14 protein-coding genes are annotated in these 14,657 nt (G+C 70.6%); 8 read left to right on the top strand and 6 right to left on the bottom strand.

The genetic code is table 11. The features are described 5' to 3' along the window. The first annotated feature begins 1 nt into the window (after position 1). Positions 2-1,018, top strand: a complete 1,017-nt coding sequence (locus PSU4_RS10060) for an acyl-CoA dehydrogenase family protein (RefSeq protein ID WP_147105436.1) — start codon at positions 2-4, stop codon at positions 1,016-1,018. Positions 1,019-1,044: 26 nt separating this feature from the next. Here the strand turns inward: PSU4_RS10060 and PSU4_RS10055 are convergent, their stop codons facing one another. Next, on the bottom strand, positions 1,045-2,139 hold the full coding sequence (locus PSU4_RS10055; protein WP_147105433.1) for a plasmid pRiA4b ORF-3 family protein: 1,095 nt from the start codon (positions 2,137-2,139) through the stop codon (positions 1,045-1,047). 174 nt (positions 2,140-2,313) lie between these two features. On the opposite strand from PSU4_RS10055, the gene PSU4_RS10050 reads away from it, so the two are divergent. Together PSU4_RS10050 and PSU4_RS10045 are read left to right on the top strand one after the other, a co-directional pair. Beyond that, entirely contained in the window at positions 2,314-4,326 is a 2,013-nt protein-coding gene (locus PSU4_RS10050) for a primary-amine oxidase (RefSeq protein ID WP_147105431.1), read from the top strand. Next, positions 4,323-5,786: an APC family permease gene (locus tag PSU4_RS10045; protein WP_147105428.1), complete on the top strand. Its 1,464-nt coding sequence runs from the start codon at positions 4,323-4,325 to the stop codon at positions 5,784-5,786. Before PSU4_RS10050 ends, PSU4_RS10045 begins: the two co-directional genes overlap by 4 nt. A 12-nt stretch (positions 5,787-5,798) precedes the next feature. On the opposite strand, the gene PSU4_RS10040 is transcribed toward PSU4_RS10045, so the two are convergent. From PSU4_RS10040 to PSU4_RS10030, 3 genes are all read right to left on the bottom strand, one after another. Beyond that, a complete protein-coding gene (locus tag PSU4_RS10040) occupies positions 5,799-6,065 on the bottom strand; it encodes a DUF2399 domain-containing protein (RefSeq protein ID WP_246115037.1) in 267 nt (88 codons plus the stop codon). 105 nt (positions 6,066-6,170) lie between these two features. Then, positions 6,171-7,337, bottom strand: a complete 1,167-nt coding sequence (locus PSU4_RS10035) for a Fic family protein (protein WP_147105425.1) — start codon at positions 7,335-7,337, stop codon at positions 6,171-6,173. 118 nt (positions 7,338-7,455) lie between these two features. Next, positions 7,456-7,911, bottom strand: a complete 456-nt coding sequence (locus tag PSU4_RS10030; RefSeq protein WP_147105422.1) for a MarR family winged helix-turn-helix transcriptional regulator — start codon at positions 7,909-7,911, stop codon at positions 7,456-7,458. 89 nt (positions 7,912-8,000) lie between these two features. Between PSU4_RS10030 and PSU4_RS10025 the strand changes: the two genes are divergently transcribed. Genes PSU4_RS10025 through PSU4_RS10010 form a run of 4 tightly spaced genes read left to right on the top strand, consistent with a single transcriptional unit; the run spans position 8,001 to position 10,858 of the window. Beyond that, on the top strand, positions 8,001-8,555 hold the full coding sequence (locus PSU4_RS10025) for a YceI family protein (RefSeq protein ID WP_147105420.1): 555 nt from the start codon (positions 8,001-8,003) through the stop codon (positions 8,553-8,555). Positions 8,556-8,596: 41 nt separating this feature from the next. Beyond that, positions 8,597-9,361 carry a pirin family protein gene (locus PSU4_RS10020; protein WP_147105417.1) on the top strand — a complete coding sequence of 255 codons (765 nt, stop codon included), beginning with the start codon at positions 8,597-8,599 and terminating at the stop codon, positions 9,359-9,361. A gap of 14 nt (positions 9,362-9,375) precedes the next feature. After that, complete coding sequence (locus tag PSU4_RS10015) at positions 9,376-9,867, top strand: VOC family protein (RefSeq protein WP_147105415.1); 492 nt, start codon at positions 9,376-9,378, stop codon at positions 9,865-9,867. A 52-nt stretch (positions 9,868-9,919) separates the two neighbouring features. After that, on the top strand, positions 9,920-10,858 hold the full coding sequence (locus PSU4_RS10010) for a DUF5996 family protein (protein ID WP_147105412.1): 939 nt from the start codon (positions 9,920-9,922) through the stop codon (positions 10,856-10,858). Here the strand turns inward: PSU4_RS10010 and PSU4_RS10005 are convergent. Then, positions 10,855-12,150: a chloride channel protein gene (locus PSU4_RS10005; protein ID WP_186816853.1), complete on the bottom strand. Its 1,296-nt coding sequence runs from the start codon at positions 12,148-12,150 to the stop codon at positions 10,855-10,857. The genes PSU4_RS10010 and PSU4_RS10005 overlap by 4 nt on opposite strands. 367 nt (positions 12,151-12,517) lie before the next feature. On the opposite strand from PSU4_RS10005, the gene PSU4_RS10000 reads away from it, so the two are divergent. Continuing rightward, positions 12,518-13,753 carry a DUF2254 family protein gene (locus PSU4_RS10000; RefSeq protein ID WP_222596220.1) on the top strand — a complete coding sequence of 412 codons (1,236 nt, stop codon included), beginning with the start codon at positions 12,518-12,520 and terminating at the stop codon, positions 13,751-13,753. Between the two features lie 17 nt (positions 13,754-13,770). Here the strand turns inward: PSU4_RS10000 and PSU4_RS09995 are convergent, their stop codons facing one another. Continuing rightward, the gene (locus PSU4_RS09995; protein WP_186816852.1) at positions 13,771-14,595 is read right to left on the bottom strand and encodes an alpha/beta hydrolase family protein; all 825 of its coding nucleotides are present in this window, start codon (positions 14,593-14,595) and stop codon (positions 13,771-13,773) included. Between the last annotated feature and the right edge of the window lie 62 nt (positions 14,596-14,657).

Here is a 14,657-nt window from a genome sequence, read left to right as displayed (position 1 = left end):
CGTGCAGTTCGGACTGAAGGACGAGCAAGAGGACCTCCGCAGGACGGTGCGGAAGTTCCTCGACGACGTCGCACCCCTCGAGAGCGTCCACACCTCCTCCCCCCAGAACGGCGCGCGCCCCGGTGTCTGGGCCCGGATGGCCGAGCTCGGCCTACCCGGGCTGACGATCGCGGCACACCTGGGCGGGCAGGGTGCCGGGCCGGTCGAGCTCGTCGTCGTCATGGCCGAGCTCGGACGGGTCCTGGCCGGTGAACCGGTGCTGAGCACCGTGTACGCCGCCGAGGTGCTGGGCCGGTGCCAGGGCCCGGTGGCGTCGGAGTGGCTCACCCGCATCGCGGCCGGATCGTGCATCGCGACCGTCGCTCCTTCTGTTGCGGCGCAGGATGATCGCCTGACCGGCGAGGCCTCGTGGGTCGTCGACGGCGCGTCCGCCGACCTGATCGTCGTCGGCCGCCACCTGGCGCAGGCCGACAGTCCCGGCCTCGTGCGGACGCCGCTGCCCGTTCTCGACGGCACCCGCGCACTCGCCACACTGTCGTTCTCCGACGTGGTCGCCGAGCCCCTCACCGGCGCCGATCTGCCACGAGCGGCCGACACCGGCCTTCTCGCCCTCGCCGCCGAACAGATCGGTGGCGCCCGCGCGTGCCTTCGGATGGCGGTCGACCACGCCACGACCCGGCACGCCTTCGGCCGACCGATCGGCAGCTTCCAGGCGATCAAACACAAGTGCGCCACCCTGCACCTGGAGATCGAGGCCGCCTGGGCGTCGCTGCTCCACGCCGCCTGGACCGCCTCCGTCGACGGCCCCGACCTGCCCCTGCTCGCCGCGACCGCCGCCGCGTCGGCGTCCGAGGTGTTCGTCCACGCCGCCACCGAGAACATTCAGATCCACGGCGGCATCGGCTTCACCTGGGAACACCCCGCGCACCTCTACCTCAGACGGGCCCGGTCGAGCTATGAGCTGTTCGGCTCACCCCGGTTCCACCGCGAACGGGCAGCCGCGCTCATCGGCATGTAACCGCGTGCCGACGACAGTCCCCGCGCTCACCACGCCGGCTCCTTCGACCAGATGTGCGCGAGCCGCGTGGCCCGCGGCAACAGGGTCCGCGCCGACGGCCCTGCCTCCCAGGTCGTCGCGTCGGTCGAGACGAGGTCCAGCGCCTCCAGCTCGCCGCGCAGCAGCCCGATCTCGTGGCGATAGTCGGCGCCGACCCCGTCCTGGTCGAGCCAACCGTCTCCCATCAGCGCCCCGACGCGGTCCACCATGTCTCTTGTGGCCAGCGGCCCGGAGACCGACAGCACGCCGAGGACGATCGCGCTGAGGTAGTCGCGGAACTCGTCATCGAACCACGCGCGCAGCCGGCGGATGATCTCGGCGTCGTCACCGGCCGCCTTCGTCGGTGTCAGCACTCCACGGAACAGCCGGAGCAGACCGACCTTCCGCAGGATGCCGTGCAGGACGAACAGCGCGTGCAGGTGCTCCTCGAACGTCGCGGGCCTGCCGTCGGCGGACCACCCGGGGCGATGCGCCTGGACCGCGCGCACAGCCGACCGCGGGAGCCGGCCGGCCGGTGTGAGCGTGACTCCGTCCCTCACCACGTCCAGCAGGATGCGAACGCTCTCGGGGACCTCACCGGCGGTCTGCCGCACGTAGACGTCGGTCGCCGCCCGGTCGAACGTGGGCAGGTCCCCGGCCCAGTCCTTCAGGTCCGCGTGGCTCTCGTGCTGCGGATCGGCCAGGACCTGCAGCAGCCGTGCGTAGCCGTGGGGGCCGCCGCAGTCCTCCGGGGGCCGCCCACCGGTTCCGTCGACACACCCGGGTAGCTCGTTGGCGGGGCCGACGAACGCGATCTCGTGGTCCCAGCAGTCGCCGAGGTCGTAGAGGTACTCGAACGTCGACGGCATGCTCCTGAGCGTGGCGCGTGCCTCGTCCTCGACCGGCAGGTCCCAGTCGGGATCCGGGGCGGCGTACACGACACCGGCGACCGTGAACTGGTGCACGTGGACGTCGGTCCAGCCGAAGGCCGCCTGCAGCAGCAGATGCAGCTCCGCGAGCGTCGCCACCTCGGGCACGTCGATCACCCGCACGACCGGCGGCTCGACGTCCCGCATACGGATCCGCAGTCGGAACATCTCCATGCGCGGACCGTACCGCCCCGGGTGTCGACATCGTGGACACCGCCGCACGACGGAGCACGCGCTCACTCCATGACGTCCACCCACGGCTCGTGTTCTTGTTGGAGCCCGCTACGCAGGGCTACCGTCGCCTTCTGGCCTGCTGGTCAGCCCTGTGTCTCCCCCGGAGGAGGGCTCGTGTCCGTCCAGTCACCCGAGGTCCGCACCGGCACGACGAACCCGCTGCAACCACTCGACCCCGCCGAGATTCGGCGGACCGCGGAGATCCTGCGCGAGCAGCGGCAGCTCGACGAGAAGGTCCGCTTCGTGACCGTGTCGCTGCACGAGCCCGACAAGCGTGAGGTCCTCGACCATGATCGCAACGATGGTCCGGTTCCCGACCGGGCCGCGTTCGTCGTCCTCTACGACCGCCGTCACCAGCAGACGGTCGAGGCGGTCGTGTCGCTCACCAGCGGCGACGTGACGTCCTGGCGGGTCGTCGAGGACGTGCAGCCCAGCGTGATGCTCGAGGAGTTCTTCAGCGCGGAGGAGATCACCCGGGCCGACCCGCGGTGGCAGGAGGCGATGCGCAAACGGGGGGTCACCGATTTCTCGCTCGCGATGATCGACCCGTGGGCGGCCGGTTACGACATCGAGGACCCGGCGGGACGACGGCTGCTGCGGCCGTTGACGTTCGTCCGCTCGCGTGCGGACGACAACGGGTACGCCCGGCCGGTCGAGGGGCTGATCGTGCTGCTCGACATGGACCGGATGGAGGTGATCGACGTCCGCGACCATGGTGTGGTGCCGTTGCCGCCCACGTCCGGGAACTACGTCCCCGAGCTGATGTTCGACGACGACAACCGGCCCGCGTTCACGCAGCTGCGCGACGACGTGAAGCCGCTGGAGGTCACGCAGCCGGAGGGTCCGAGCTTCACCGTGGACGGGCACGCGGTGAGCTGGCAGAACTGGCGGCTGCGCATCGGCTACACCCCGCGGGAGGGTCTCGTCCTGCACCAGGTCGGGTACGAGGACCGCGGTCGGCTCCGTCCGGTGCTGTACCGGGCGTCGTTGTCGGAGATGTACATCCCGTACGGGGACCCGGCACCCACGCACCGGATCAAGAACGTGTTCGACGAGGGCGAGTACGGCGTCGGGATGTTGCTCAACCCGCTGACCCTGGGCTGCGACTGTCTCGGCGAGATCTTCTACTTCGACGCGACCGCGAACGACCAGGAGGGTCGACCGGTCACCATCCCCAACGCGATCTGCATGCACGAGGAGGACTACGGGATCAGCTGGAAGCACACCGACTTCCGCACCGAGAAGGTCGAGGTCCGCCGTTCCCGCCGGCTGGTCGTCTCGTGCATCGCGACGGTCGGCAACTACGAGTACGGCTTCTTCTGGTACCTCTACACCGACGGCAGCATCCAGTACGAGGTGAAGCTGACCGGCGTCCTCTCGACCGGCGCGCTGGCCGACGGTGAGGAGCCGCGGCACGGCGTCGTCGTCGCGCCCGGGCTCTACGGGCCCCACCACCAGCACTTCTTCAACGTCCGTCTCGACATGCAGGTCGACGGGGAGCGCAACTCGGTCTACGAGGTCGACGCGGCCGCGTTGCCGTTGGGCCCGGACAACCCGTACGGCAACGCGTGGGTGTCGCAGAAGACGTTGCTGGTCCGCGAGAGCGAGGCCCGGCGGCTGATCGATCCGCTGATCGCGCGGGTCTGGTACGTGGTCAACCCGAACGAGATCACCGAGCTCGGGCAGCCGACCGGCTACAAGCTGATGCCCGGCGACAACGTGCTGCCGCTGCAGCAGGAGGGGTCGCAGGCGTTCGCCCGCGCCCAGTTCGCGTACAAGCACCTGTGGGTGACCCGGTTCGACCCGCAGGAGCGCTACGCCGCGGGCGACTACCCGAACCAGCACGGCTCACCCGGCGGGCTCCTGCAGTACCAGGAGGCCGACCGGCCGCTGGAGAACGAGGACGTCGTCGTCTGGTACAGCTTCGGCGCCCACCACGTGGTCCGGCCCGAGGACTGGCCCGTCATGCCGGCGTCCTACATCGGTTTCACGCTCAAGCCCGTCGGGTTCTTCGACGGCAACCCCGCCCTGGACATGCCCCGCTCGACCGCGGCCTGCCACGACGGCGACGGACACGCCCACAACGGCAACGGTCGTGCGGTTCCGAACCAGGAGGTGACCGGATGAGCGCACAGGAAGCGAACCAGCGCCCGACCCACGCCGACACCGGGCTGGCACACGGGTCGATGACCCAGATCAACGTGCTGGCACAGTCCGTCGCCGGGATCGCCCCGAGCGCGGCGATGGCCACCACCCCGGCCCTGATCGCCCTCTACGCCGGCAACGGCGCGTGGCTGTCCTACGTGTGCGCGACCGTCGTCGTCATCCTGGTCGGGCTGGTCGCGACCCAGTTCGGACGCCGCTTCGCCTCCTCGGGCTCGCTCTACAGCTACGTGGCGCGAGGCCTCGGGCCGGGCAGCGCGTTCACGGCCGGCTGGGGCCTGGTCATCGGGTACGCGTTCATCGCGATGATCGGGGTCGTCGGCGCCGGTCTCTACTTCGGCGCCTTCCTCACCGGCCTGGGTCTACCGGCCGACGGCCGGCTCGCCGTCTGCATCATCCTGGTGGTCGCCGCGATCGGGGCCGCCGCGTTCGCGATCATCGGGATCAAGATCTCGACCCGGGTCGGGCTGGTCCTGGAGATCGTCTCGGTCGCTGCGGTGCTCATCGTCCTCATCGCCGTGCTGGCCGGGAACCCGACGGGCGGCAACAGCGCGCAGTTCACGTTCTCCGGTCTGTCGTTCGACGGCGTCGCGTTCGGCATCGTGCTGGGGGTGCTCGGTTTCGTCGGGTTCGAGAGCGCCGCGAGCCTCGGCGCGGAGGCGCGCAACCCGCACCGCGCCATCCCCCGCGCCGTGCTCGGCAGCGCGGTGCTCGTCGGCATCCTGTACGTCTTCGCGGCCTACACGATGGTGCGCGGCTTCGGCGACCCGGGCACCCTCGGCCAGAGCTCCGCGCCGATCAGCGACCTCGCCGCCCGCTACGGCCTCGGCGGTGTCTCCTGGATCGTCGACCTGGGCATCACCGCGTCCTTCTTCGCGGTGACGATCGCCTGCATCAACGCGTCCTCACGAATCCTCTACACGATGGGCGAGGAAGGCATCCTGCCCGGCAGGCTCGGCCGGGCGCACCCGACGCACAAGACCCCGCACGTGGCCATCGCCGTCATCGCGCCGGTCGTGCTCGTCGTCCCGGTCGTCCTGGTGATCCTCGGGTTCTCACCGCTCGAGGTGTTCACCTACACCGGCACCATCGGGACCTTCGGCTACATGCTGGCCTACGTGCTGATGGCCATCGCGCTGCCCGCCTTCCTGCGCAGGCGCGGGGAGTTCAACCCGTTGTCGGTGGTGCTCGCGGTCGTCGTCGTCGCGGCACTCGTCTACGTCTTCTACAAGAACGTCATCCCCGTGCCCGACTACCCGCTCAACCTGATGCCCTGGATCTTCCTCGGGCTCGTCGTGATCGGGCTGGCCTGGTACGCGGCGATGCGGGCCCGGTCGCCGCAGCTGGGCGAGCAGGCCGGCACGTTCGAGGAGGACCCGCTCCCGCCCGGGCGCGGGCCGCAGGGAGGCCCCGGACCCGGGTGACCGACCGGCTTCTCACGAACGGCCCCGACGTCGGTCGACCGCGACGGCCAAGTCATCGAGCAGAGAATCGCTCACGCGCTCCTCCACCACCGCGATGCTGTGCCTTCTCATCGCCTCGACCAGCTCGGGGTCCCACGGAACTGACGTGAGTCGCCCTGCCGGCGGGCCGTGCTCCGGCACTGCGGCCACGTACTCGGAGGAGGTCATCCGCCACGGAACTGCACCGGTCTTGGCGGCGACGTATGCAGCGATTTCGGAGTCCGTCACCGTCGAGGTCACCGTGGTACGGGAGCACGGCGACCGCTCAGAGGACGAGGCCGCGCCTCCTCGTCCTCTGTTGATCGCCGACGATAGCGAGGCCGACCGACAGTTCCCGACACGACGTCAGGCCGAGCCTGCGGACTCGTCGAGCGGCTCGAACAGCCGCGACGCATCGATCTGCGTCCGGCCTCGAAGCACGTCCCTGCGAACTGCGCGAAGCGACTCGGCCGCCCCGTAGTAGGCGCCACGATTCTTCCCCCGTTGGGTCAGCAAGCCTGCTGTGACCATCGCGCGCAGATCAGTGGTCGCGGTCTGCTGGGAGACTTCCTCGTCCCAGCCGCGCAGCTGAGCGCGGTAGCTACCGTTGCGGACCTCCAAGCCGATCGCGGCATCGAACAGTGCCGCAGTTGTCCGCTCCCCCAAGCCTGCCGCTGCACGCAGGGCGTCCACCTGCGTCCAAATCGCCGCTGACTCGTCGAGCCTCCGGATCACACTCATGCCTTGCACGTAATGAGCCTGCAGGCAGAAGCGCACCCACGGCCGTGCGTCGCCCCGCGGCCGCCACGAACCCTGGCCTACCTCCGAGAGGACCGCGTAGTAGCGGGAGGTGTTACGTCCCAGGTACTCCTCGATACTGGCCAGCTCCGGAGACAGGATCCGCTCTCGGGCCAGGACCAGCGTCTGCAGGCAGCGGGACATGCGGCCGTTGCCGTCACGAAATGGATGGATCATCACGAGGTTGAGGTGCGCCATGGCCGCACGAACGAGCGGCGGGGTGTCGGTCTTCTCCCGAAGAGAGGTGATCAACTCTTCGACGAGCGCCGGGATCTCCGGGGCCTCCGGGGCCGCATAGACCTCCTCGCCGCTCGCCTCGTCACGGACCCAGATGGGCCCGGGCCGCCACCGACCTGGCCAGGCATCGAGCTCGTAGTCGGTCATCATGAAGTGCAGGCTGCGCAAGAGGTCCGCGCTGAAGCCGAAATGTGGATCGTCTGCCAGGTTCACGACGTAGGTCATCGCGCGCTGATAGCCGGCGACGGCCTTGGCGTTGACCGAGTGGGGATCGCTGGACTCCTCACCCTCCGCGATGGCGATGGCGTCCTCGACGGAGACGTGGATGCCCTCGATGCTGTTGGACCCCTGCACAGCCCGCGCTGCGAGTACTCGACGAACGGTCCCGAGCCAGCGCCGCGGCTCTGCCGTGCGGAACCGCAGCGCCCGACGCTGCCGCTCGATGCGTTCCAGCGCAGCTTGCTCACCGGACCCCACATCGGGAACTTCATAGATCATGGCTACCGCCGCCTCGCCACCGATTCATCGATTCCATCACGGTATGCACTGATAGTATCAGTGGAATACGCTGATTACTTCAATCAATATCACTGAGGCCCGGATGTGCTCCGCTGCTTCAGCGAGGCGCGGCGATCCGGGCCAGGACGGCCTCGGCGACCCGGGCGAGCGCGTCGACGTCGGCGTCGTCGAGACCGTCGAACACGAGCTCACGGACGGCCTCGACGTGGGGTGGCGCGGCGGCGTCGATCGCCCGCCGCCCCTCGGCGCTGAGCAGCACGAACGCGCCCCGGGCGTCGTCGGGGCAGTCCTCCCGCTCGATCAGTCCCCGCTTCTGCATGCGGGAGAGGTGGTGGGAGAGCCTGCTCTTCTCCCACTGCAGGGCCTCGGCCAGCTCGAGGACGCGCATCCGCTCGGTCGCGCGGTCGGTCAGCGCGACGAGGACGTCGAAGTCGGCGAGCGACAACCCGGACTCCGCCTGCAGCCGCCGGTGGAGCTCGGCGTTCAGCTGAGCCTGCATCGCGACGTAGCCGCGCCATGCGCGCTGCTCCCGCGCGTCCAGCCATCTGGTCACGTGGGTCACTCTACCGGAATAGTTGACACGTCACCAATCGTTGGGCAAGATAGATGACACATCAACAAGACGTTCCCGAAAGGATCGACATGACCACCGCGACCGCCCTCAGCGCCCTGACCGGCACCTACGCCATCGACCCCACCCACACCCGCATCGGGTTCGTCGCCCGGCACGCCATGGTCACGAAGGTCCGGGGCGGGTTCAACGAGTTCGCCGGCACCGCCCGCATCGACGGCGACGACCTCGCCCGCTCCGACGTCGAGCTGACCATCCAGGTCGCCAGCATCGACACCCGCAACGCCGACCGCGACGGGCACCTGCGCAGCAACGACTTCCTCGCCCTCGACGAGCACCCCGAGATCACCTTCCGCTCCACCGAGGTCACCCCGACCGACGAGGGCGTCGACATCACCGGCGACCTCACGATCAAGGGCGTCACCAGGTCCGTGACCGTGCCCTTCACCTTCGAGGGCCAGGCCACCGACCCGTTCGGCAACGAGCGCATCGGCTTCGAGGGCGCCACCACCATCAACCGCAAGGACTACGGGCTCACCTGGAACGCCGCGCTCGAGACCGGCGGCGTCCTCGTCAGCGAGAAGATCGTCCTGGAGTTCGAGGTCTCCGCCATCCGCCAGGCCTGACCAGCCCCGACTCACCTACCGACACCCGTGGAGGACCGGACATGAGCACCCCCACCCTGACCCCTCGGATCGACGTCCGGCGTGCGGACGACCGGTTCTCCACCCGGATCGACTGGCTGGACAGCAAGCACTCCTTCTCTTTCGGCCACCACCACGACCCGGACAACACCCACCACGGGCTCCTGCTCGTCAACAACGACGACGTCGTCACGGCCGGGAGCGGGTTCGAGACCCACCCGCACCGCGACATGGAGATCGTCACCTGGGTCATGCAGGGCTCGCTGGTCCACCAGGACAGCACCGGGCACAACGGCGTCATCTACCCGGGCCTGGCCCAGCGGATGAGCGCCGGCACCGGGATCCTGCACAGCGAGAAGAACGACTCCTGGCGGCTGCAGGGCGACGAGCACCGCGACGACGTGCACTTCGTCCAGATGTGGGTGGTGCCCGACGAGGGCGGCGTCACCCCCGGCTACGAGCAGCTCGAGATCGACGACGCCCTGCTCGGCGGCGGACTCGTCCCCGTCGCCTCCGGCATGGAGCAGCACGGCGACGCCGCGATCCGCATCCGTAACCGCTACGCCGCCCTGCACGTCGCCCGGCTGCAGCCCGGCCAGGGCGTCGAGCTGCCCGAGGCCCCGTTCCTGCACCTGTTCGTCCCGCGCGGTGCCGTCACCCTCGAGGGCGCCGGCGCGCTGACCACCGGCGACGCCGTGCGCTTCACCGCCACCGGCGGCCAGCGGGTGACCGCGACCGAACCCGCCGAGATCCTGGTGTGGGAGATGCACGCAGGCCTCGGCGCCTGAGAGAGGACCACGCGATGACCGCCCCTTCCGTGCACGAGGCCGAACGCACCCGAATCCGCTCCGCGCACCTGCGCCCCGCCGGGGAGCGCCCGGCCTCGACCGCCCGCGGCCTGCACCACACCGCGCTCGTGTCCGGCGACGTCGAACGCACCGTCCGCTTCTACCAGGACGTGCTCGGCTTCCCGCTGACCGAGCTGATCGAGAACCGCGACTACCCCGGCTCCTCGCACTTCTTCTTCGACATCGGCAACGGCAACCTGCTCGCGTTCTTCGACTTCCCGGGCCTCGACGTCGGCCCCTACGCCGAGGTGCTGGGCGGGCTGCACCACGTCGCGATCAGCGTCGAACCCGACCGGTGGGACGAGCTCGTCGGGCGCCTCACCGATGCCGGCGTCGAACACGTCGTACACAGCGACGTGTCCGTCTACTTCCGCGACCCCGACGGCGCGCGGATCGAGCTGATCTCCGACCCGCTCGGGGAGATGTACGGCGAGCACGTTCTGTGACCTGCCGGGCTTCCGGCACCATCGCCTCACCGACGCCCGAGGAGACGATCCGATGACGAACCCCGATGCCGCCACCGCCTGGCCCGCGCTCAAGGTGGCCGACTGGACCGCGACCCGCGACACCCTGCACATGTGGACCCAGATCGTCGGCAAGATCCGGTTGGCCCACGCGCCGCTGGTCAACCACTGGTGGCAGGTCACCCTCTACGTGACGCCCCGCGGGCTGACCACGTCGTCGATCCCCTACCGGTCGGGGTCGTTCGACATCGAGTTCGACTTCGTCGACCACCGCCTGCGGATCCGCAGCAGCGACGGCGGGGCCCGGGACATCGCGCTGGCCCCGATGTCGGTGGCCGAGTTCCACGACCGGACCCTCACAGCACTGGGCGAGCTGGGGATCGAGGCCGCCATCTCGGCCGGTCCCAACGAGGTCGACCCCGCCATCCCGTTCGCCGAGGACCACGAACACGCCTCCTACGACCCCGACGCCGCGCACCTGTTCTGGCGCCAGCTCGTCGCGGCCGACCGGGTCATCGGTGAGTTCCGGTCGCACTTCGTCGGCAAGGTCAGTCCCGTCCACTTCTTCTGGGGCGCGATGGACCTGGCCTGCACCCGCTTCTCCGGCCGCCCCGCCCCGACACACCCCGGCGGCGCCCCGAACTGCGGGGACTGGGTGATGGTCGAGGGCTACTCCCGCGAGCTCTCCAGCTGCGGGTTCTGGCCCGGCGGCGGCGAGGAGGGCGCGTTCTACGCCTACGCCTACCCCGAGCCCGACGGCTTCCGCGACCACCCGGTCCGCCCCGAGCAGGCGTTCTTCAGCGAGCAGTTCCAGCAGTTCCTGCTGCCCTACGAGGCCGTCCGCACCTCCGCCGACCCGGAGAAGCTCGTCGCCGAGTTCCTGCACTCCACCTACGAGGCCGCGGCCGAGCACGGCAACTGGGACCGCGCGTCGCTGGAGGACGACCCGCAGCACTGGCAGGAGTTCCGCTAGTTCTGGTCCGGCGGGTCGGCCGGTGTCGCCGCGGCGCCGGCCTGCCTGCGGCGGGCCAGGAGGAACTTCACGCTCTCCATGGCGAGGAACGCCGTGACGACGGCGATGAGGACGGGCGCGGTCTGCAGGGCTCCCACCTGGGTGAGGAACGCGGTCATCAGCACCATCGCGAACGGCGCGGTCGCCATCGCCCCCGGAACCGCGGCGAGCAGACAGCTGAACGCCAGCCCGAGGGGCACGCCGGGAATCACCTGGTGGACGACGAGCCCGGCCGTCCCGCCGATGAAGAGCGCCGGGAAGATGGGGCCGCCCACGAAGCCGCCGGCCTGGCTGACGGCGAAGGTGAGCATCTTCGCGACGAGTACCGCGACGAGCAGGCCCGACCCGAGCCCGACGCCGCCGAGCATCGTCTTGAGCTGGTCGGCGCCGCTGAACATCGTCAGTGGCAGGACCACGCCCACGACCCCGAAGATCACCCCGCCCAGCACGGACTTGACGATGTCCGGGACCTGCATCCGGTCGAACAGCATCGTCGCCCCGCGGACGAAGCCCGCCAGCACCGTCACCAGCACCGCCGCGACCAGGCCGAGTGGGATCGCGGCGAGCAGATGCCAGTCCTCGAACCCGTACGCGGGCAGCGTGTACTCGCCCAGGAACACCGCACCGGCAATGGCGAAGTACACGCCGAACGAGACGCTGGACGCCACGATCTGTGTGGCGAGGGCCTTGGTGAACCGCTGCCCGCCCGGGCGCGCGACCTCCATGATCAGCATCACGACGATCACGGTGCTGGAGAACAACCCGCCGTAGGCGCCGGCGAATCCGGCGAGGGTGTTCGCCCGGGCGTCGGCCGTCGACAGTGTGCGCCGCCGCGCGAGCCAGGTGCCCGCGCCACCACCCATCGAGCCCAGAGCCTTCTCCGGGCCGAGGCTGGCTCCACCGATCAGCGACACCAGCGAGACGGCCGCGATCCCGGGCACCAGCTTCGTGTCGACGTGCCCGGTCTGCAGGTCGTCGAACAAGCCGGGGGTCGTCCACGGCAGGCGGGTCAGTCGACGCGCGAGACCGACCGCGACGCCCGAGGCGGCGGCGACCGCCACCCACCACCAGTGCCCACCGAGCCATCCCGGGTCGGCGTCGTCGTACCACCTGCCCCCGAAGGTGATCGCTCCGACGAAGACCAGCGCGACGACCGCGCCGAACACCCCGAGCACCACCGCGTACCCGATCAGGGCCCAGAACTCCCGCGTCCGGAGGGCCGGTGAGGCCTCCGGCAGCGGCGCGGCGGTCACGACGTCGACCTCGGCACAGCCGGACCCGAGCCCGGGCGGGGGCGGCCCACCCCCGGCCGGAGTTCCGGACAACGCCCGCTCATGCGTCACCCACTCTCTGCCGACGAAGGTCCCCGCGGGCCGGCCGGAGCCCGCCCGTCACCGACACCGTGTGACCGCGGTCCGCGCGACACATCGTCCGTCCCGGGTGACAGACCGCGCGCGGCCGCGACGGAGAACGGCCTCACCCACTGCCGGCCGGTCCGAGGGTGACCGCGCCACGGCGATGGGCAGGGCGGCGCCCATGCTCGGCGGGTGATGCCGCGCGGCACACCCCCTGTCAGCCTGCGTCGGGCGATGCGCAGCGGCGGGGAGGCGGGCTGTCCGGGTGAGCAGAGTCGGCGTCGGGTCCGGTCGCACCGTACGGATCCGGTTCGTGCGCGCCCGCCGTCATCGGCGGGCTCGGCTGCTCGTGCTGCTCATGGCCGCCGTCGGCATCGCCCTGGGGATCCTGCTGCCCCGCATCGACGCCGGCGCCACGGTGCCGACGGCACGGGCCGCCGAGGTGCTCGGCGCGCTCGGCTTCGGCATCCTGGGCCTGGTCACCGTCATCTACTCGCTGCTGTTCCTGGTCGTGCAGTCCTCCAACACGACCTTCACCCCACGCCTCGACCTCTTCCAGGACGACCCGTGGATCTGGCGGACGTACGCCCTCGCCCTGGGACTGTTCGCCTTCTCGACGACCGCGTTCCTGGTGATGGCAGGCGCGAGCGACGTCACCGTGGTGGTGCCGCTGCTGGGGTTCGCGGTCGCACTCGTCGTGCTCGGTCTGATGTGGAGCATCCAGGCCAAGGCATTCGACTCCCTGCGGATGAACTCCACACTGGACCGGCTGCAGGCGGCCGGCCGGGAGGTCATCGAGGGTCTGTACCCCCGGCGGCCGGTACCGGAGACCTCACGGACCGAACCGCCGGCGCCGGCTCCGACGAACGGGCGGCCGGTGCTGTGGCGAGGCCCCCAGACCACACTCCAGCAACTGGAGCTGCGTCGTCTGCTCCGCGCGGGCGGGCGCACCGACGCGGAGGTAGTGTTCCGCGTCGGCGTGGGTCGGACGCTGTGGCCGGGCGCCGCCGTGGCCGAGGTCTCGGGCGACCTCGACGACGACGTGGTGGTGGCGTCGTGCGTGACCGGTGTGGACCGGACCTTCGACCAGGACCCGCTCCTCGCCTTCCGGTTGCTGGCCGACATCGGCATCCGCGCCATGTCGCCCGCGGTCAACGACCCCGCCACCGCGGTCCAGGTCCTGGACGCCGTGGTGGGTCTGCTCCTCGACCTCGCGCAGCGCGACCTCACGGTCGGCGCGATCACCGCGCCGGGCTCGGCGACGCGGATCCATCTGGATCTCCCGGGATGGGCCGACTACGTCGACGAGGGCCTCGACGAGCTCCTGGCCGCCTCCAGGCACTCCCCGATGGTCCTGGAACGAGCGGTGCCGACCGTGACCCGGCTCGCCGACCAGGTGCCACCCGATCGTCTCCCCGAGGTCGCCGGCCGACTGCAGCGGCTGCACGCACACCTCCGGGCCCTGCGCCTGGAGACGGACACGCCCCCTCCGACGGTCTGATGCAGGTCGACCGCTGGTCAGCTCGTGAGACGGGCGCGGAACCAGTCCGTGAGGATCGCGTCGACCGCCCGAGCCGTCGGCCGCTGCGCTGCCGGCTCGAGGCCGGGTTCGTCGGCCAACGGATGCGCCAGACCCGGCACGGCGACCAGCTCGATGTCGTCGGGATGCACGTACCGCGCGCGCAGTGCGTCGACCAGCTCCACCGCGTCCGCGCGGAACCTGGCGTGGTCGTGCTCCCCGCTCACCAGCAGCAACGGGGGCTGGGAGGCGAGGTCGGCGACCCGGGCGACGAAGTCGAGCTCCGCCGCTGCCCGCTCGGCCTCGGCGGTCCACGCGTAGGGGTGCCCGGCGAGCCCCTCGACGAGCTCGACGGCGGACCCCACCCGCACCGCCGCGTTGACCAGCGCGACCGCACCGACGGGAACCACCGACGCCACCAGTACCTGCAACGCAACGGCTCCACCCAGCGAGCCACCGAGGATGCCTGGCGGTGCGTGGTCGACGGGCAGCTGTTCTCGCAACGCGGCGAGCGCGGCCGGGAACTCCTCGGCGGCCTGCCGCACGAACGGGGCCAGGAACGCGAGCAGAGCGTCCTCGCGGGCGAGCGCGACAACGGCGTCGAGGCCGCCGTCGACCATCCGCGCCCCGCACATCGGCAAACCCAGGTGCACCCTCCACGCCGGGACCCCAGCCATCGGCAACGCGGCGGCGAACGCCGCGTCGGTTCGCGGTGCGTCCACCATGTGCCAGGTCACGACCAGCGGCGCCGCACCGTCGACAGGGTTGGCCGGTGGAAGAGCGGTGAACGGCACCCCTGCCGCGACACCGGTGATCGTCTCCACGGAACCTCCTCGGTCTCGTCTCCGGTGACCGTAGGCACCACGGACCTGCCGCCGGCCACGGT

It is taken from the genome of Pseudonocardia sulfidoxydans NBRC 16205, assembly GCF_007989085.1.
Classification (GTDB): domain Bacteria; phylum Actinomycetota; class Actinomycetes; order Mycobacteriales; family Pseudonocardiaceae; genus Pseudonocardia; species Pseudonocardia sulfidoxydans.
Note: the sequence above shows the minus strand (reverse complement) of the source record. Positions and strands in the feature narration are given on the sequence as shown.